The following is a 20,685-nucleotide window of genomic DNA, read 5'->3' on the forward strand; positions in this document are numbered from 1 at the left end:
TTTGGTGTCAAGAAAAGATACTAGGATTCTCGAAACCATCAAAAGCGAAATGAAGGGGGAAAGTGAAATGAAAAGAATAATCATGTTGCTATTCGGCGTGATGCTGCTTTCAATTAATACCGTTTCGGCAGAAGAAGCAACGCCGGTTTTAAAAAGCGCAAACCTTGAAGTTATGTATGAAGATGTTATTAAAGTAACGGAAAAAATAACGATCGCCAACTCCGAAGCAATCCCTGAGGGAACATTAGAGCATATCCTAACCAAAATCGGGGGTGCGCGGTTTGAAGATTTAGTGATTAATGGAGAGGATCAAGAGCTTACCTATGAGTTAAACGAAGGAAATTCTGTTAATAGAGTACTAGTATCTCTACCTGAAGGCAGTAAAGGAGAATTTACCTATACGGTAAGTTATCAATTTTCAGATACGAGAAATGAGAAAATTCCATTTGTCGTACCGGCTGTTAATACAGCTGGAGATGGTAATGTAGTCTCATTAAATATCAATCTGCCAAAGGGGAAATATCTGCATGAATCATTCCCAATCATTGATTCTGGAGATTCGGGGATGGTCAACGAGGATATGATGAACGTTCCAAGTTACGTAAATCTTGAAACAGGTTCTTCCCCTGCAGGATTATTTACAACCTCGAATCTATATACCTTTTTCGGATTGGCTGTCATCTTGGGAATTATTTTGGCTTGGATCATTAGTGAAAGAAAAAGTAAGGGTGGTGAAGTAGTAAATGTTTAATCTTGGTGCTCCCTTTACCTTTTTTGTCCTCTATACCGTTGTTTGGATTGCTGGGTATTTCCTATGGGCTGTTAAAAGTGAAAAAAATAAATAAAAGGAGGGGATCGTGAATGTTTGAAGTAAGTACGACGTTTTATGTGGTGTTGGTTTTATATTTTGCCGTCATTCTTGGTATCGGAATCTGGTCGGGAACAAAGAACAAAGGTACAGAGGATTTCTTGGTAGCAGGAAGATCCATTGGGCCATTAGTCGGTGGTGCAGCATTTGCAGCTACACAAATGAGTGCAGGTACATTTGTAGGAACACTTGGTATACATTACTTAACTGGCGGGAGCTTCCTTTGGATTTGGGCTGGACTTTGGTTCGGCTGGTTAATTGCGGCTACCCTGGTCGGCCCTAAGTTTCAATCTTTTAAAGGGTTAACGGTACCTGACTACGTAGGTACTAGATTTAATAGTAAAGCGGCTCGGGGAATATCAGCCCTTTTAATATTAGTAGCCTATACCGTTTACCTAACTGCACAGTACCAAGCAGGAGGAAATATTTTTCAGACACTATTCGGAATTCCGTTCATCTGGGGAGCGATCATAACCGTTGGGATCACTTTACTTTATACGATGATTGGCGGAATGAGAGCTACAGCTTATAGTGATTTCGTTCAGGCGATTATTATGGCCGGCTGCTTTTTTGCTGCCCTTCCATTGCTCTTTAATCAAGCAGGTGGAACAGAATTTGTCGGGAATTTCTTAGCCGAATTTAGTCCTAATATGTTAAGCTGGCATTTCGGTTTTAAGGAGTTGCTTGGTTTTGGTGCAGCCTTTGGGTTTGCAATGGCCGCAGCGCCATATGAGTTAGCAAGAATGTATACATTAAGAGATAGGAAAACCGTTAAATTAGCAATCGGCTTTTCATTTGTTTTCCAAGCAGTTGTTGGTATTTCTGTAGCAGCAGCAGGCATGGCCATTCGAGCACTCTTCCCATATATGCCTACACCTGATATTGCTTCTACCATCATGGCCATTAATATACTTCCGCCAGTTGTGGGGTCCTTGATTATTTTAGCAATCCTCTCAGCGATAATGAGTACAGTTTCCGGCATTATGATGGTATCTGCTTCCGCGTTTTCACATGATTTCTATGCCACGATGATCAAGCCTAACGCCAGTGACAGTGAAAAAATGAAGGTAAACCGAATTGCGGTACTAGTACTAGGAATTATCCCTATTTTCTTGGCCTTAAGACAGTTGGACATTGTTCAATTCATAGTCGTTCTCCAGGCATCCTTAACAGCGAGCTTTTTCTTTGCAACGGTGATTCTTGGCCTTAACTGGAAAAGAGGTACAGCTGCGGGCGCCATTGTTTCGATGATCGGCGGCTTCTTCACAGCATTGTTCTGGTATTTAGCAGGTAATCCGTTGGGGATTAATGAGGTTATACCTGGAGTCATGGTCAGTTTCGTCTCATTTATTGTTGTTAGTCTAGTAACGAAACCTGTGCCAAAAGAAGCGCTTCAGCCATTCTTTGAGGATGTGAAGTAAATGTTCAAGGGGGGATTTATTCCTTCCCCTTTTTTAATTGTCATTTGAAACAAATATAAGTTCGTTTAGGTTAAAAAGTAGGCCGTGTATCCTCACCTAAATGAACCTAATTCCTATCGAAACTTTAATATATAATATTAAAAACCTTGTTAACAGATTGGCACAGAACTTGCATTAATATTGTTGTAAAGAGAAAGGGGTGCAAACATGTATGTAGCAATTGAAAAAGTAGTAGATTCGATGAGTAATGAAATCGTATCTCTATTGCAAAAAATGATTCAAATTCCTAGTGGAAATCCACCAGGAAACTATGAGGAAATTTGTAACTTTCTAGAAAAGGAACTATTATCGTTAGGATTTGAGGTAAAGGTAGTCAATGTGCCTGAGGAAGAGACGAGAAAATTAAATCTGCCAACACCCCGGAAAAATGTTATTGCTGTCATGAAGGGGAATGGAGGAGGGAAAAATTTAATTTTTAACTCTCATATTGATACGGTTCCAGCAGGAGACTTGGAACAATGGACCTACCCGCCTTTTTCAGGAGCCATTGCTAATGGTAAGGTATATGGAAGAGGTGCAACAGACTCCAAAGGGCGATTAACTTCTTATATTATGGCTGCTGTGGCGTTAAAGAAATCCGAAATTCCTTTTTACGGTGATATTGTGATCACAGCTACTTGTGATGAAGAAACTGGCGGTGTTCTAGGAGCAGGTTATATAACTGGTCAAGGATTAGTTACCGGTGATATGGTGGTCGTGGAAGGTTACAGCAATCATATCGTTCGCGCTATGGCTGGAGTTCTTCAGTTAAGAATTAAATCAACAGGCCGTCCTGCTCATGCAGCCTTCAAATGGAAGGGAATAAATGCCGTTGAAAAAATGGCAAAAGTCATACTAGAATTAACTAACCTGCAAGAACAATTAAAAAATGAACCTTCAGAAGTTGAGGGAATGAGTTATACAACCGTCAATGTTGGAGTTATCAATGGGGGAACCAAGGTGAATGTTGTCCCTGGGACCTGTGAGATTGAGGTGGACTTTCGGGTGATTCCAGAACAAACCCTTGATGATATTTATAATCGGGTATCTACTACGATCGAAAGGCTTCAGATGGAAGATCCAGAGATGAACATCCAGGTAGAGCGAGTGCCGGATTTTCAAACCAATCCAACCGTAACTGAAGCGAATTCACCTCTAATTGAGGAATTGCAATCGGCCATTCAAGAGGTATCAGGAACCACACTTCCTGTAGTAGGAATGTTAGGGCAATCAGATACACGCTGGTTTATTCAAAATGGAATCCCAGGTATTAATTATGGCCCTGGTACAAACAACAATAATCTCCATGGTTATGATGAGTTCATGGAAATCGAGGATTTAATCCAAACGACAAAAATCTTAACGGTTCTTGCTAAAAATTTCTGTGGAACAAAAGAATTCGTCACAGAATAGCAGAATTTTATCTTGATTTTTCGGAATATAGAAACAATTGAAAAAGGGGTTGGAGAAGAATGGGTACATTTTTGGGGTTATCGGCATCTAATTGGTTTATTTGGATCACTATGGGTGTCTTCATTATCGCCTATTTTGTTGTCACCGAAGCGATCACTAAAAAGGAGGAGAAAAAATAATGGCTATCGCTGTTCTTGTCGCTTATATGCTCGCTGTTATTGGGATTGGATATTACATGAAATCTCGCATCCAAAATGAAATGGATTTCTTAGCGGCTGGCGGGAAATTAGGGGTCTGGGTCGGAGGTATGACGCTTGCAGCTACTCAGATGAGTGCCGGTACAGCCATTGGAACGGTGGGCTTCCACTATCAAGTAGGCTATAATTTTGCTTGGATTTGGCCAGCGATTTGGGCTTCATGGGTCATCATGGCCATCTTTATTGCACCTAAAATGAAAGCATTCTTTAATTCTAATAAGGCCTTAACCATTCCAGACCTATTAGGAACCCGCTATGAAAGTAATGCCATCCGAGTGATTTCTGTTCTTATTCTATTAGTTTGTTATGGGATGACAGTAGTTGCTGAATTAGTTGGGGGATCGTATTTATTAAATGTTGTTTTCGATATCCCTATTACATGGGGGGTATTAATTATTGCATTTATATTTATTGCTTACACTGTAATGGGCGGGTTATTTGCCATTGCTTATACAGACGTGCTCCAAATGATTGTTTTTGCTCTAGGATTTGCGATTGCGGTGCCTTTTGCAGTATCAAAGGCAGGGGGCTTTAGTAAATTAAATGAAACATTATCTTCGATTGATCCGAATCTTGTTGCCACCGGGATGCCTTCATCGGCTTTAACGGCAGTCGCTCTGTCATTCTTTATCATGATGATCGGATATCCTATTATTGCTGTTCGTTTTTATTCAATAAAAGATAATAAAACTATCCGTCGTGCAGTAGGTATATCTTTTATTTTTCAGGCAATTGTAGCGGTTTCTATCGCCATCCTTGGGGTTAGTGCAAGAGTTCTATATCCTAATTTAACTTCACCTGATTTAGCCAGCTCTACAATCGCCATGGATCTATTGCCGCCAGTATTGGGTGGATTGCTTTTAGCAGCGATTTTAGCAGCGATTCAGTCTACTGTAAGTGCCGTTTTGTTGATGCTTGGAAGTTCAATCTCTCATGATATTATGAAAAATGTAATGAAGAAAAAATTAAGCGACAAACAACAATTAAAGATTACCAGAATAGTGGTATTGATTATGGGGATTTTACCAATACCGTTTGCGTTAAACCCGCTGCCATTAATTCAGCAAATTTGGATTAATGCAGCTGCCCTGATTGGTTCATCCTTCGCAGTCTCTATTTTGTTAGGGTTGTACTGGAAACGGGCAACAAAAGCTGGTGCTATAACTTCCATGGTTGGCGGAATAGGCAGCGCTATACTTTGGTTATCACTTGGCAACCCATTTGGATTGGATCCTGTTTATATCAGTGTACCGGTAAGTCTATTAGGAATGGTGTTTGTCAGCTTACTAACGAAGCCGGTGTCAAAACAAGCATTACAACCATTTTTTAAAGATGTCCAAGCATCGGAGTCTGGAAACACAATAGCAGGATAAAAAGGAGGAACTTACATTGCCTTCAACAGATACGAAGCAATTGCTTTATAAGTCAATTGAAGAAATCAGTACATTATACAGAAAAAAAGAGGTATCTCCGGTCGAGATTACGGAAGCAACTTTAGACCGCCTACAGGAATTGGAGCCAAGGCTAAATGCATTTGTTACGGTCCTTGGTGAGCAAGCTTTGGCGAAAGCAAGAAAAGCTGAAGCGGTTTTCGTAAAAGGGGAAAATGCCAGTAAGTTATTTGGGATACCTGTATCATTGAAGGATATTTTTATGACAAAAGGGATTCGTACTTCACTTGGATCAAGAATTATGAAGGACTTTGTTCCAGAAGAAGATGCTTTTGTTTATAGTGCATTACAGGATAATGGTGCCATCATCATTGGGAAAAATAGTATGCTTGAATTTGCTTACGGGTCCGTACACCCAGATTATGGTCAATGCAATAATCCGTGGAATGTAAGCCGTACAGCTGGTGGATCCAGTACTGGGTCAGGCGCGTCAGTTGCCGTAGGGATTGGATATGCCTCAATCGGAACGGATACAGGAGGCTCCATCCGCGTTCCATCTTCCTTTTGCGGTATTGTTGGGCTGAAGCCAACCTATGAAACGGTTTCACGACAAGGGTTGTTCCCTTTATCTCATTCTTTAGACCATATCGGGCCGCTAACTAGGACTGTCCGAGATAATGCAATTGTTCTGGAGCACATTTCTTCCCGCCGCTTTAATGTCGATTCCTGGGGAGAGATTCGCGGGATAAAAGTGGGCGTCATCCGATCATTAACCGATTCTATAATGAATCCGGAAGTATCTGCGTTAATGGTATCGGCCATTCAGCAACTTAAGGAATTAGGTGCTCAGCTTTACGATGTAGAGATTCCAGGAATTGAATCAATCGAAGAAGCTGCCATGCCTATTGTCCTTGCGGAAGCTTCGACGTATCATCAAAAATGGTTTGATTCGAGGGAAAAAGATTATTCTCCAAACACCTATGCCAACCTAAGAGAAGGTTATAAGGTTACAGCAGTAAGCTATTTGGAAGCGTTAGAGAAGAAAAAGGCGTTCACAGAAGCAGTTGATCAAGTATTAAAACAGGTGGATGTGCTGATTTGTCCAACGGTCCCATATCCTGCTACTGAAAAGGACCCTTCCTTTGAGGATGGAAATATCGATATTTCTCAGCGCACGATTCCATTTAATATGAGTGGACATCCGGCTCTAAGTTTGTCAGCAGGGAATACAGGATCAGAAAATCTGCCTGTAGGGCTGCAAATCATTGGACGATACTATGATGAAGAAACGATTTACCGAGTAGCAGATGCTTTCCAACAATCTACTGGCGGCTACAAACAGCCTCCAATATAAATGAAGAAATGAATCGATGGAAGGAGGGGAGCTATGTTAAAAAGTCATTTTAACAATAATATCAAACCAAAACATGTTTCTGATACCATGAAAGCTGTTGTCATCAGGGCACATGGCGGACCAGAAGTACTAAAGTTTGAATCCATCACTACTCCCGTACCTGGTCCAGGAGAGGTATTGCTTAAAGTTGAGGCAACTGCATTAAATCACCTTGACATTTTTGCAAGAGAGGGCTTAAAAGGACCTGGGGTCCCAGAAATCACATTACCGCATATATCGGGTGTAGATATTGTCGGAACCGTTGAATATTATGGGCAAGAGCTCCCTGGACAGAAAGGCGGACCTGCCATAGGAGAAAGAGTCATCATCAATCCTGCTATTGGTTGTAATGAATGCCGCTTTTGCAGACGTGGAGAACCAAGTATGTGCCATGACTATCAAATATTGGGGGAACATTTTTGGGGTGGTTTGGCTGAATATGTAGTGGCCCCTGCACGCAATATTATTCCTGTACCTGTTCACATTCCATCGGAAGTAGCTGCAGCTGCTCCAGTTGTTTACACTACTGCATGGAGAGGCGTTATGACGGTTGCGCAGGTAAATCCATCAGACGTTGTCCTCGTAGTTGGGGCATCTGGAGGTCTGGGATCGGCCCAGGTGGAAATTGCGGCAGCAGCAGGCGCCACTGTAATCGGAATTGCCAGTACGGAAGAGAAACGTCAAAAAGCACGTCAAAAAGGCGCTGTCGCGGTGTTTGATTCAAATGGTGATTGGGAAGCAGACGTAATGGAATGGACCAATGGCCAGGGGGTAAGTGCCGCTTTTGATGCGGTAGGAGCTCCTACCATTAGGAAAAGTTTGCGGTGTCTGGATATGGGCGGGAAACTGGTCCTTTCCGGAGCAACCGCTGGTGATTCGCCTAATTTAAGCATAAGAGAAATCTATCAGCGTCACCGCCAAATACTAGGCGCTCCGATGGGGAATTGGGAAGATTTCTTGCAGGTGACGAACCTGATTTGGAACGGAAAATTACATCCAACTATTCATAAAGTATATCCTTTCGAGGAAATTGCTGAGGCACAGCGAGAGTTGGAAGAGAGAAAGCATTTTGGAAAAATAGTAATAAAGATAAGTTGAAAAAATTGTAAGAGTAAAAACAGCCGCTTGGCTGTTTTTATTTTTTTGAATAGTCCTCATTGACTAAAAAATCAAAAAACTTTAAAATATCCTTTAAGATAGGTTGAATTAGGGGGAGAATAGGTTGCCTAAGATTTTAGCGGTCACGAAAGATAATCGTACATATAAATTGTTTTTTAATCAAATTTCTGACTTTTTTAATGGAAAAGTGACCATTTTATCAAGCGAGCAATGTCAAGATTATGAAAACGTTGATATCATATTGCTCTCTAATAAAGAGCTTCAAGACGACCAGTACCCCGAAGAAAAAGTCTTAATTGCTAGAAGGACGATAAATATTGCAAGACTAGAAGAATTAATCTCTTTGCCGGCAGGAACTGAATGCCTTGTAGTCAATAACTTAGCTTCCACTGCCTCTGAAACGATCGAAATTTTGGAAAACTTCGGTTTTGAATTAAAGTTCTATCCCTATTACCCTGGAATCAAAACGTATCAAAAAGTAGAGGTCGCCATTATTCCTGAGGCACTTGAAATGGTTCCAAAAGGGATAAAAAGAATGATCGATATCGGGTTGCGCCCATTAGATTTTTCAACCCTCATTGAACTTTCACTTAAGTTAAACATCAATATCGATCGAGCCAATATTCAGTCAGCCAGATACATTCAAGAAATCATAAAATTAAGCAGAAACCTTTCACATTCCTTTAAAGAGGTCGCCCATCTCAATCATCAATTAGATGCGATTTTAAATACTGTACATGATGGAATTCTTGCGACAGATGCCGAAAAGAAGATTATAAAAATAAACAGATCCGCAAAATCGATGCTCGGTATGCATCATTCAGAGAATGAGATCATTGGAAAGAAAGTATCAGAAATACTTCCAAAATTGAAGCTGGATTCCTACATAAATGATGATTTATCGCAAAAAAACCATGTTATATCCTTTAACGAAAGAAAATTAATTATCAATAATAGTTCCATTGTAGTGGATCAAAAAAATAGTGGAGACGTCACAGCTTTTCAGGATGTAACACGGATTCAGGCTTTGGAGCAGGAAATCAGAAAGAAGATACAAAAAAAGGGCTTTTCTTCAAAGTATTCCATATCGGATATCATTGGTAAAAGTCAGCAAATGAAGGATATTTTGCATATTATCAATAAGCTAGCAAAAACAGACCGGACTGTATTAATTTTAGGGGAAAATGGAACGGGGAAAGAATTGTTTGCCCATTCTATTCATCAATTATCATTCCGTCATAACGGCCCATTTATTCCCGTGAATTTTGCCGGCTTACCAGAATCATTAGCCGAAAGCGAACTCTTTGGATATGAAGAAGGGACATTTACAGGTGCAGTAAAAGGAGGCAAACAGGGGTTATTTGAATTAGCACATAATGGTACCATCTTCCTCGATGAAATAGGGGATGCACCAAAAAACCTTCAAACGCTGCTGTTACGCGTATTGCAAGAAAAACAAGTGATGCGGGTTGGTGGGAGAAGCATCATCCCAGTCAATGTACGTGTGATCGCCGCAACAAATAAGGATTTAAAAAAAATGGTCGAAGAAGGAAGCTTTCGCGAAGATCTCTATTATCGATTATTTGTATTGCCGCTGCGCGTCCCGCCGCTTAGAGATCGGAAAGAGGATATTCCGGAATTAATCACTCATTTTTTTGAAGAATATTGTCCAATCATTCCAGCTATATCGGACGATGTCTTGGATGAGTTAGTGAATTATGATTGGCCTGGTAACGTAAGAGAACTGGCAAGTGTGGTCCAATACATGATTACGGTGATGGAAAATAACGTTATCACTTTTCTTGATTTACCGGAACAATTTCACCGGACGGGACCAACCGTTATAATAGATGATACCTTAATGCATTTGACTAAAGAAGGAGATTTGGTAGACTTTCATACAATACTATGTAGTTTACTTGAAGCCATGCAGGAGCGGAAGAGCATGGGCAGAGGGAAAATCGTTTCGTATGCTAAGGAAAAAGGAGTCCTCTTAACGGATCAACAAGTTCGGCGCAGAATGGAAACGTTGAGGGATCTGGGATTTATTCAATCTGGAACAAAAGGCCAGGGTAGCAGATTAACCCAAAAGGGTATGAATACCATGAAACAAATGGAAAGAATCATAAATGAAAACGAAAAAGTTATGAAAAGGCTGTCCTAATAGGACAGCCTTTTTTAGCCTATTAGACCCTAAATAGGCAACCTTTGTCGCAGGTGAGTTCTTTATTTCTACGACTTTTGTAATTTAGTAAATTGGCACAATACTTGCATTAATAGTATATGAAACCATGTATCCAAGAAAGGGGATAAAATCAATGTCAACTGTTACAAATATTGCTCTTGAGAAAAGCTTACTTGATGAAATTAGTATGGAGGTTCCCAAAGCCGTCCTGGAAAGATTCAGCACGTTAATTCGTGAATCTGGTAGTGAAGATGAAAGAATTGCCGCTGACTTCTTAACGAATTATTTACAAGAATGGGGTGTACCTCATAAGGTCCATCACCCTGAATTATATTTAAGCGTTCCAAAAAAGGCTTATCTAAAAGTAACAGCTCCCTTTGAAAAAGAAATTCGAGTTAAAACACCTTCTTTCTCAGTTGCAACCGGTGATGATTCGGTCAGTGGCGAGCTTGTTTACATAGCTACTGGATATGCAAAAGGCATTAATGATATTTTCGGAACGGCAGTAGATGGCGACTTAGGAGATTTACAAGGAAAAATCGTCCTAACTGAAGGGTATGCGATGCCAGGAAAGGTAAGGGAATTTGCCGAAAAGGGAGTAAATGCGATGATTTTCATCAACCCTGGCAAAAACATTCACGAGGGCATATGTACACCAATCTGGGGAGCACCGGATTTAGAAAACATGAATAACGAACCAACCATCCCGGTCCTTGCGATCAATAAAAACGATGGCGATGAGTTAAAAGCATTAATTGAAAAAGAAAGCGTAACGATTGAATTCAAGACATATCTTGAAAAAGGCTGGATGGAATGTCCAGTAATCGATATTTTTATAGAAGGAACAGAAGAACCAGAAAAATATGTTCTCCTACATGGCCATTTAGATTCTTGGCATGAAGGAATCGGAGATAATGCTACTGGGAATGCTGCATTACTAGAAATGGCACGGATTTTTTATAATTACCGCCACAAGTTAAAGAGAAGTGTGCGAATTGCGGTTTGGACAGGTCATTCAACGGGCAGATATGCCGGTTCGAGCTGGTTCGTTGACCAATTCGGATTAGATTTAGATAAAAATTGTATAGCACAGGTGAACTGTGACTCTCCAGGATGCCGCTGGGCAACTTCTTATGAATATATGATGTGGATGAGCGAAGTCGATGAATTCTGTACAGATGTTATTACGGATGCTGTCAATCTTCCTTCAAAAGGATCAAGACCACTTCGTGCAGGTGATTATTCATTTAATAACATTGGTATTACTTCATTCTTTATGCTTTCTTCCAGCATTCCAGAGGAGCTTCTAAAAGATAAAGGCTACTATCCTGTAGGCGGGTGTGGAGCAAACATTGAATGGCACACAGAAGAAGATTTAATGCATATAGCGGATTTAGATATCCTTTTAAAGGACATTAAAGTCTATATTACTGGGGTGTTACGTGCAGCTAATAGCACGGTTCATCCATTTAATTTTGTGAAGACCGCGGATGAGTTTGAGAATACGATTAAATCCTATCAGGACGCAGCAGGCTCCAATTTTGATTTTACTCTAGCATTAAATGAAGTGTCTGCACTTCGCGAAGATTTACTAGCATTCTATGACAAAGCAAACACATTAAAAGGTTTGGAAATCAGCAACCCTGTAGTGAAACAAGCAAATCAAGTCATTGAAAAATTAGCGAGAATCTTTGTTCCCATCAACTTCACAAAGCGTGGGAAATTCTGGCATGATCCTGCTCTTAATGTTCCAGCCCTGCCAGACATTGCACCTGCCTTAAACTTTAAACAGGTACAAGAAGGAACTCATGAGTATAAGGTTTTAAAAACTCATTTAACTCGCGGCCAAAACCGTGTCATTTGGGCCCTTCAACAAGCCCGGGAATTACTATCTTAAGAGTGTCTGCTGCTGGGAGTGTCAGGAGCTTGCTGACACTCCTTTTTACGAGAAAGAATGTAGCATTTAAGGCTCGTCCAGACCAGCCTGACAAAATGAGGAGAAACCCACATGGCCATAACAAGTGCAAAAGATTTACTATTTAAAACAATCGATGAAATTGGAACGATGTATCGCCGTAAGGAGGTATCACCGGTTGAAGTAACAAAAGCAACTTTGGAACGTTTGGATGAACTCGAGCCTAAGTTAAATGCTTTTATTACAGTGATGGCCGAAGATGCTCTCCAGAAAGCTAAAGAAGCAGAAGCAGTATTTCTAAAGGGAGAAGCAGTCGGTAAATTGTTCGGTGTGCCTGTATCGATAAAAGATATTTTTAATACACGGGGAATCAAAACGACATTAGGCTCAAGAATTCTACAAAACTATGTTCCAGATGAGGATGCGTATCTATATACAGCGCTGCAATCTTCAGGTGCGATTATTTTTGGTAAGAACAATATGCTTGAATTTGCTTACGGTTCTGTTCATCCTGATTATGGTCAGTGTAATAACCCCTGGGATGTCAATAGAACTTCCGGAGGCTCAAGTACAGGTTCAGCATCATCCGTAGCCGCCGGAATTGGGTTCGCCTCGATCGGAACCGATACAGGGGGCTCAATCCGCCTGCCATCCTCATTTTGTGGGGTTGTCGGTTTAAAGCCTACCTATGATAGAGTTTCGCGTGAGGGATTATTCCATTTATCCCATTCATTGGATCATATTGGGCCGTTAACGAGAACGGTTCGCGACAATGCCATTGTATTGGAAAGTATTTCTTCTATCCCTGTTAACTTTAATTCTATTTTTACCGGTTCGATCAAAGGTATGAAAGTAGGATTTATCCGTTCTTTAATCGACTTATCTGCCATCCATCCAGAGGTAAGAGAACTGGTGAATGCAGGGATTAATCAGCTTACTGAATTAGGTGCTGAAGTTGTGGACATCGAAATACCTGAAATTGCAACCATAGGCGAGATCGCTCTTCCAATATTGATGTCAGAAGGATCTTTCCATCATCAGAAGTGGTATCCAGAACGTGCAGTCGATTACGCAGAAGGCACCAAGATCGTTTTGGCGGAAGGATTCAAGGTTCCAGCTGTAAGTTATATACAAGCACTTGCTAAGAAAAGAAAGTTTGCTGAAAAAATCGACAATCTATTCGATCGTTTCGATGTACTTGTTTGCCCAACCTCACCAAGTCCTGCAACGGAACGTGATCCTTCATTTGAAGATACAACATATGATTATCTCCAACGAACCATTCCGTTTAACATTGCCGGCAATCCTGCATTAACGGTGTCCGCAGGTCTAACGGCATCGGAAAACTTACCTGTAGGTCTTCAGTTCATTGGGCGTCACCATGATGAAGCAACCATTTATCGCATCGCCGATACATTCCAAACAGCCAATGGAGGATATAAACGCCCGCTCATTTAAGGGCGCATTTTTCAAAAATTTATTGGGGGTTGTCCATATGTCATCAATCACTATTGCTGCTGTAGGTGATATTACTCTATCGCAGAAAGTTGGAAAGGAATTATTTAGGGGTGTATGGGATGCTGCGGATATTCGGATTGGAAATCTGGAGTCGCCAATCATGCATACACCGGGTGCTCCTGCTGATAAGCAATTTCGATTGCAACAGCCAATAGAAGCAGGGGAATGGTTGAAAGAGTTGAATCCAACAGCCGTTTCGATTGCTAATAATCACACGATGGACTGGGGCCCAGAGGGACTTTTTCAAACACAAGAAGAACTGGATCGAATTGGCGTAAGCTATGCTGGAGGTGGCCGGAATCTAGAAGAAGCCATTAAACCTGTATATTTTCATGCAGGCGATTATAGAATTGCATTCCTATCTTGGGCCACAACGCTGTCACCAGGATTCCAGGCCATGCACAATCGTCCAGATATAGCGGGTGTAAGGGTTACATCCTTCTATGAATTAGGACCAAGTCTTGATTTGGAGCAGCCTGGAACAGCTCCGTATATTAAATCAGTACCGTTTGAGGAAGATCTAGTATTACTTGAAAAAGTGATTGAGGAGGCGAATAGGGAAGCAGATTTCGTTATATTAGCTCTTCATTGGGGTGTACCGCCTCAGTGGTGTGTTCCATATCAAGGTGTGATTGCAGAATATCAACCAATTATTGCGCAACGTGCAGCCAATGCTGGTGTCGATATTATACTTGGGCACCATGCACATGCTCCATATGGAATGGAAGCATTCAAAGGCAAAGATGAAAAAGAATTGCCTGTGCTTTACAGTCTTGGAAACTACATTTCTCATTACGAATACTCAGGAGTAGGGCTGGATATGTCTTCCTGTACCATTAAATTCCCTCCTAAGCTCCCAGAAAACCGCCAAAGCTGTATTGCAGAAATCAAACTAACTACTTCTAATAAAAGACTTAGTGTTGAACGGGTTACGATCCATCCAGCAGTAATCAGTGAAATTGGTGAACCAATTGAAACTAGTAACCAAGATTGTTTAGACATTGCCAGGCGATTAAATGAGTTTAATAATCAACGTGGTACAGTAACAGTAATCGAAGATAATAAAGTTGTGTGGAATAGCAATAATTAAAACACTGCCTAAAATTTGAATGCATGATTTCTAATATAAAAACAAACCGACTAATGATTTGGAGAGACCCAGATAAATGAGACAAGGATAAAACACCCCCTGAATCGAATTTATACAATATGATTCTTAGAAGGGTGTTTTTCTATGAGCACGAGAGTACATTACCCAGAAGAAATAAAGTGGGAAGCGATTAAGATGAAACAAGCTGGAAAGACAAACAAAGAAATTATGGAGCAGCTTGGGATAAAAAATAAGCCCCAAATTAAATCATGGATGAGATGGTACAAAACAGGTCAAACCTATTGGTTTTCTCAACAAGTGGGAAAACAATATTCCTACGGTAAGGGAACGGAGGAATGAGTGAGCTTGAACAATTGAAACTATAGAATAAACAGTTAGAGGCTCGATTGGCATCTTAAAAAAGTACCAGGAGATCGAAAGGAGTTGAAGCCGCAAATAGTTGTACAAGTAGTAGAGATCTCTCATCCAAGTTTAAAGTAATCGATATTCTTAGTGTCTTAGGCATTCCTAAGGCAACGTATTATCGGTGGAAGAAGAAATATAAAGTTAATGAGTTAACCCCTATAGAGGAACTAGTAATCAAACTGTGAGGAAAATTTTATCTTTATGGTCACCGAAAAATTAAATCATTACAAAACAGAAAGCACGGTATAAATGTTAACCGCAAACCAGTATAAAAGATTATGCAGAAATTCGAGATTCAGTGTCGAGTTAAGAAGAAGCGACAGAAGTACATAATCGTGAGAGTAATATTGTTGTACCGAACATTCTTAATCTAACTTTAAAGCGAGTCAACAAAATGAAATATGGGTAACGGATATTACCTATTTACCTTATGGCTCGACTATGATGTATTTATCAACGATTATGTAATTCTAAAGTAGTACAAATTGTAAATCAATACATATATCTCATAGCTATCTAGCGTTTTCTGGACTGGAAAAGCAGCTTGTTTCAGTCTTCTTTGTCTTTGATTTTCTTCTCTAGACTCTGATTCTGCTTCTAATAAAGCTAATAGAAATTCCTCATAGCTTAAGTTACGATCTTCAGCCTCTCTTGCGAGAGAACGATATTGTGCTGCAATAGTCGGAATTCGTAGTTGTTTAGTAAGGTGATCCAAAAGTAGTTCAGTTGTCATTTCCTAGTTCCTCCTGTCAATTGACCGTACTGTTCTATATTGGACTTGTTCACTTTATAATCAAGTAGATTGACAGGTGTTTTGTCATTTTGAAAGTTTCTTAGAAGCGAGGCAGAAACTAATGAGCGATGCACTGAAATCTATCTTATTGTGAGGTCACGGTTATCCGGTGGTTCGATACTTATCCATATGTAGAAATGAATGCTTACTTCTGTTGCTTTAAGGAGGCAGAGATTGGCGCTTACAATAAGTTGTTAGGTTAGGGAGTGCAGTGATTATATGATTATAGAATGTACAAAAAAGCTGGCTGAAGCCATGAAAATCAATGTAAGTCCATATGATGCTACAAATGCTGACTCGTTTTATGAGTGGCACGCTAACTTGTTTATATTTGATAGGAGAAAAGGTGTTCTTCTTATGAACAATAAGACGAGATACTGTATCGTACTTTACGGAGTGAAAATGGAACACTTCAAGAGATTTGATAAAGTTGTTCTTGATGCAATCAGAGAAACCTTTTTAGCTGAAGGATTTAGTGAAAGCATAGTGAGTAAATACATTGATAACTGCGGTAGCGTAGGTTTTACAAAAACACATGACCGTAGAGTTTTAGGTCAGATGAAAGACTTTGATATCAGCATATCGTGGGAAATTGAAGAGCATTTACTCAGTGAAAACATAAATCTTGTCGAGCTTAATAAATGGATTGGCAGTACTCAAATGTGTGGTTCTTTGGACTATGCACATCCGACCGATTTATTAAGAGAAGCAATGAAAACTGTTGAAAGTGAGAAAAACAATTAGATTCAATGGGTTAAATTGGTAAAAACATGGATTAGAGGTAGAAAATATGGGGTACTCATATAGTGGCACAGTAGATGGATTGAAAACATTTTATAGTTCTATGCGTAAGCTCAAATGTGGAGATAGGGACTTTTGAGCATACATACAATAATGTCATATCAGATGCGATATTTGACACCAGAGATTCCGAAGGTTGGCATCTAACTTTCATAAAAAGAGCAAGTGGCGATGTCCTCCGTATTCCGATTAAAAAAGGATACCGTTTTTCCATTACTGGGATTAAAGAATATGATGCTTTAATTAAATATTTCGGGATTGGGAATGGAAAAGGACAATTCAGTATTAGAGATTTTGTTAATCATTTAGATAATCAAATTCCTGCTCAATATAGACTATCTGATAACAAGAGAACAACAATACTTAAGTATAATAAGTTGGATAACGAGAGTGATGGAATCTATCCTATAGGTATTAAAAATTGGGAAGTTATTCATGCTAAAAATCCCAAACTACCAGAAGATAAATATCATAGAACTTCAAAAAACCTATTAAAAACTAAGGAGCTATATCCAGACATATATAATGCAACTAAAGATATGGATCTAACAATTATGTACGGAATAGATCCCGGAGAAAATACAGAAAAAATTAAGTCTGGAAAAATAGATTATAAGAATTGAGTTAGTCGACTTATCCCCACCTACCTACTAAAAAATACACCCTATCGACCTGTTCCCACGAACGTAGGAAGTCAAAAAAGGGGAAATTCACACACTCAACCCGGGTTGACATCAATCCGAACGGCTCGTTCCATGTGGAGTGGGGAAACATCCATTTGTTACTCACCTAAGTCTACTATTAAATAATTAAATTTAATTGCAATGGACATTAATGTGAATAGTGGAAAAGAGTACGTTGGGGTCAATTGAGAGAGTACAATGTTTAGGTAATCTTTGTTAAGTAGAGGTGAAAGGAAAGTTACTTGGAGGAATTATTAAAAAATAAATAATATTTATTTCATTAGGTTCAGTCTTTACAATCATATTTAATTAATCCGTGTGCTATCAAAAAATTTCCTCCTTTTTTGTGTGACCTTAATAATCATAATATTGATTTTAGAAAAAATTCGGTGCCGAGTTTGGTGCCCATTTTAAAAAATTTAATGGTACTACAAGATACTCTAAATCACAGAAACCTTATTCTATAGTACTTTATGGGACTTTGTGATACTAGAAATCACATACTGTCTAGAACTTCAAAACTGCTTGAGACCTGCGTGCCAGGTCTGGTGGGTTCGATTCCCACGCAGTCCCGCCAATCCACTCATATCAAGGGTTCTATCGAATTCCTTACATACTTAGACCGAGGGCCACTCGGTCTTTTAGCTGTTCATCTCTATAAATTAAATCGTTTTTTTAAAATTATCCAAAAAGTCATTCATAAATTCCTTAGCTACTTTCGTTAAATTTTTCGTTTCTAAATAAATAAACCAGAAATCAACTGGAAAATACTTTTCTTCCTTTAATGGAATAATTTTTATATCGCCGTTCATAACCATTGAACTGTTTTTAATAGAAAAATCATGCAAATACAAGATGGCTTGACTTTCTGTTACCAGCTTATAAAGAAGGCTGCTGCTATTCGATCTAACTAACACATGATTTAAATTCGGTTTTGTTAATTTTAATACCTTTTTATAGTCAGATGAATTATACATCACTAATTTTGAATCTTTTAATGCACTAAGTGTTACATAATCATGATGATAAAAAGGTGAACTTTTACCAACAGCTATACAAATATGCCCTGTATGAATATGTTCAAAAAGAATATTTTTTTCTTTTTTTAACTCTTCTAAAGAAGCGGGAATTAAAGCAAAGTCATAATTTCCCTTGTTGAAATTCTGAATAATTTCTGTAGGGTTTTGCTCTATTAATTCGAATGTAATATCTTTATTTTCCGAATTAAAATATACCATTGTTTCTTGAAGTATTAAAGTAAAGGTAGGAGCAGTTAAGATTTTTAAATGAGTTTGATTACTATTTTTATGCTCAAAAATTTCTTTATTTAGTTCTTTAATGGTGTTTAGTAAAGTCATTGCTTTAGAAATTACGATTTTACCTTCAAAAGTAGGAGTAACTCCTTGTTTTGATCGGTTAAAGATTTTTATACCAAGCTCATTTTCCAACTGGGTAATAGATTGACTCATCCCTGAAGATGAAATGAATAATTTTTCCGCGGCTTTTGAAATTGACATCTCGTTTGCAACATTTACAATATACTCCATTTGTTCGAAATTCATCATTCCACCTCCACTTAAGCAGATTACATCATTATATTTTCATAAATCCTACACTTGATTTTAATTTTTAAAAAAAGAAGATAAGCAAATCTGACCATAATCCCATCGAGCCCTTTCGTGCACAGGGTGAATTTCGAGTGCAATGAAATTTCTCCTGTATCTAAAAGTTCAACCCTCACTTTTGTCCGAATCGGTACGGTAGTATAGACGAGAATTCCATTTATTTTTAACCCGGTTCCACCGATCGGGTTGATGAACGGTGAACTCTATTACAAACTGCAGAACTTTATTTTAAATTCACACCCTTCAGAATCAAATTTTCTTTTTTGCTAAATTGTAAGTGACAAATATTAATAGAGAGTAAATCGAATGTAAAAGTTTCGTAAATGCGTTCTGGGGCAAAAAGATTAAATTGCATTGCTAGTAGTATCTAAAGGTCATTTTAAGTTTTACTTAATACGTTATACAGATTTATGGAATTAATTAAACGTTTCGAACCATGATATGCTTCTTTCTGGCAAGGGACACGACCGCATTATCTAAAATCAATGTTCATTGCCTCGTATTTTTATTCAAAATTATTAAAAGGCAAAAGGTAGGGAGAAAAAATGAAAAGAGTGAAATGGAAAGGGCAACAAATAATCATCTACATGCCAAATAAAGGGATAGCAAAACGATGGAACGATTGATAGAAGTAGTATCTAAACGTTCTGTGCTGGTTTTGATGATGATCCTTCTGATTATGCTGTGGGGCGGGATCTCAGCTTATCAAATGTAGCGTGATTACATGCCAGCGATTAACAATTCGACGTTGATGATTACGGTAAGGGCGGAGAAATTTGATGCCAATCAGGTGAAAAGCGATGTTGCAAGTATGGTGGAAAAAGCTGTGAGAGGAATAGATGGGCTTCAATATCTAGAAACCAGCTCCTATGACGGCGGGTTGTTTGCCAGTCTTTATTTTCCGCTCAATTTTGACGTGAAAAAGGCGGAACAGGAGATTATTCAAGCCTTGAACGGTTATCAGTTTCCAGCAGGAGTCGAAAAGCCGATGGTCACGAGAGTCAGTACTCACTCTTTTCCTATGATGAGAATTGGGTTAGTAAGTGAAGGGACATCGACCGACGAGAAACAGCTTCGAACAGCAGTCCAAACAATGGTAGCAAAGGAGCTGGAGTATGTTTCGGGGGTAAAAGAAGTACGCCTTACGGGGACAGGAAAGAACGGTTATGTCGTAACGGTCCACATGAATGAATTGAAAAAAAACGGACTGATGTTGAAAGACGTCGAGGAGGCGTTGTCTTCCGCCAATACGGTATGGCCGAAAGGAAAGATTCAGAGTCAGCAGGCTCTGATTCCGATTCAAGTAACAGGTGAGACTATCAATCCTGAGCTGCTGAAGCAGATAAAGATAAGGAATGCTGAGGGGGAAACGGTTGCTCTTTCCTCTGTGGCCGATGTATCCGAAGGCGTGGTAAACCTAAAGACGATTTCGCGGACGGACGGTAAACCGAGCGTTCTCATCGATGTGCTGAAAACGCCCTCCTCCAATGTGACGGATAACCACCATTTCAGTTTAATGAGAGCAGCAGAAGGAGAAAATCAAGGTTCCACTATTGGAAACGAAAGGGGGATTTCCGTGACGAAAAATCTCCTCTCATCCCGATCGATGGGAGGATGCCCGCCATCCTTGTAAAGCGGGGCGACCTTCTCCAGCACAATGGAGTCGTCGACATGATCGATATAATCAATGAGTTCCGCATCAAAGTTTCGCTACGGTTTTGTTTTTCACTCAATTTTACAAGTTTTTT

The 20,685-nt window shown here is 39.4% G+C and carries 16 protein-coding genes; 14 read left to right on the forward strand and 2 right to left on the reverse strand.

All coding sequences use genetic code 11. The features are described from left to right. The first annotated feature begins 67 nt into the window (after window positions 1-67). The 11 genes from ACIQXV_RS15250 to ACIQXV_RS15300 all read left to right on the forward strand — a co-directional run bounded on the left by ACIQXV_RS15250 (window position 68) and on the right by ACIQXV_RS15300 (window position 14,969). Entirely contained in the window at window positions 68-751 is a 684-nt protein-coding gene (locus tag ACIQXV_RS15250; RefSeq protein WP_402960071.1) for a hypothetical protein, read from the forward strand. Between the two features lie 110 nt (window positions 752-861). Beyond that, window positions 862-2,289, forward strand: coding sequence for a sodium:solute symporter family protein (locus tag ACIQXV_RS15255; protein ID WP_402960072.1), 1,428 nt, complete (start codon window positions 862-864; stop codon window positions 2,287-2,289). A gap of 207 nt (window positions 2,290-2,496) precedes the next feature. After that, window positions 2,497-3,741 (forward strand): M20 family metallopeptidase, encoded by a 1,245-nt coding sequence (locus ACIQXV_RS15260; RefSeq protein WP_402960073.1) that lies wholly within the window; start codon window positions 2,497-2,499, stop codon window positions 3,739-3,741. Window positions 3,742-3,919: 178 nt separating this feature from the next. Then, entirely contained in the window at window positions 3,920-5,371 is a 1,452-nt protein-coding gene (locus ACIQXV_RS15265) for a sodium:solute symporter family protein (RefSeq protein WP_133368720.1), read from the forward strand. Window positions 5,372-5,387: 16 nt separating this feature from the next. Continuing rightward, window positions 5,388-6,743 (forward strand): amidase, encoded by a 1,356-nt coding sequence (locus ACIQXV_RS15270; protein ID WP_402960074.1) that lies wholly within the window; start codon window positions 5,388-5,390, stop codon window positions 6,741-6,743. 33 nt (window positions 6,744-6,776) lie between these two features. After that, window positions 6,777-7,880, forward strand: a complete 1,104-nt coding sequence (locus ACIQXV_RS15275) for a zinc-binding dehydrogenase (RefSeq protein ID WP_402960075.1) — start codon at window positions 6,777-6,779, stop codon at window positions 7,878-7,880. A 124-nt stretch (window positions 7,881-8,004) separates the two neighbouring features. After that, window positions 8,005-10,065, forward strand: coding sequence for a sigma-54 interaction domain-containing protein (locus ACIQXV_RS15280; RefSeq protein WP_402960076.1), 2,061 nt, complete (start codon window positions 8,005-8,007; stop codon window positions 10,063-10,065). 154 nt (window positions 10,066-10,219) lie between these two features. Further along, window positions 10,220-11,983 (forward strand): M28 family peptidase, encoded by a 1,764-nt coding sequence (locus tag ACIQXV_RS15285; RefSeq protein ID WP_402960077.1) that lies wholly within the window; start codon window positions 10,220-10,222, stop codon window positions 11,981-11,983. A 111-nt stretch (window positions 11,984-12,094) separates the two neighbouring features. Continuing rightward, complete coding sequence (locus tag ACIQXV_RS15290) at window positions 12,095-13,459, forward strand: amidase (RefSeq protein ID WP_402960078.1); 1,365 nt, start codon at window positions 12,095-12,097, stop codon at window positions 13,457-13,459. A gap of 37 nt (window positions 13,460-13,496) precedes the next feature. Beyond that, on the forward strand, window positions 13,497-14,609 hold the full coding sequence (locus ACIQXV_RS15295) for a CapA family protein (protein WP_402960079.1): 1,113 nt from the start codon (window positions 13,497-13,499) through the stop codon (window positions 14,607-14,609). 144 nt (window positions 14,610-14,753) lie between these two features. Continuing rightward, window positions 14,754-14,969 carry a helix-turn-helix domain-containing protein gene (locus ACIQXV_RS15300; RefSeq protein WP_402960080.1) on the forward strand — a complete coding sequence of 72 codons (216 nt, stop codon included), beginning with the start codon at window positions 14,754-14,756 and terminating at the stop codon, window positions 14,967-14,969. Window positions 14,970-15,495: 526 nt separating this feature from the next. Here ACIQXV_RS15300 and ACIQXV_RS15305 read toward each other — a convergent pair. Beyond that, window positions 15,496-15,768, reverse strand: a complete 273-nt coding sequence (locus ACIQXV_RS15305) for an ATP-binding protein (protein WP_402960081.1) — start codon at window positions 15,766-15,768, stop codon at window positions 15,496-15,498. A 279-nt stretch (window positions 15,769-16,047) separates the two neighbouring features. Here ACIQXV_RS15305 and ACIQXV_RS15310 point away from each other — a divergent pair, with 279 nt between their 5' ends. Next, window positions 16,048-16,572, forward strand: a complete 525-nt coding sequence (locus ACIQXV_RS15310; RefSeq protein ID WP_402960082.1) for a DUF6933 domain-containing protein — start codon at window positions 16,048-16,050, stop codon at window positions 16,570-16,572. A 116-nt stretch (window positions 16,573-16,688) separates the two neighbouring features. Next, a complete protein-coding gene (locus ACIQXV_RS15315; RefSeq protein WP_402960083.1) occupies window positions 16,689-17,252 on the forward strand; it encodes a DUF6037 family protein in 564 nt (187 codons plus the stop codon). Window positions 17,253-17,974: 722 nt separating this feature from the next. Here ACIQXV_RS15315 and ACIQXV_RS15320 read toward each other — a convergent pair. Continuing rightward, window positions 17,975-18,874, reverse strand: coding sequence for a LysR family transcriptional regulator (locus tag ACIQXV_RS15320; protein WP_402960084.1), 900 nt, complete (start codon window positions 18,872-18,874; stop codon window positions 17,975-17,977). Window positions 18,875-19,661: 787 nt separating this feature from the next. On the opposite strand from ACIQXV_RS15320, the gene ACIQXV_RS15325 reads away from it, so the two are divergent. Beyond that, window positions 19,662-20,570 carry an efflux RND transporter permease subunit gene (locus ACIQXV_RS15325; RefSeq protein WP_402960085.1) on the forward strand — a complete coding sequence of 303 codons (909 nt, stop codon included), beginning with the start codon at window positions 19,662-19,664 and terminating at the stop codon, window positions 20,568-20,570. Window positions 20,571-20,685 lie beyond the last annotated feature (115 nt).

Source organism: Neobacillus sp. NPDC097160 (assembly GCF_044762155.1).
Classification (GTDB): domain Bacteria; phylum Bacillota; class Bacilli; order Bacillales; family Cytobacillaceae; genus Neobacillus.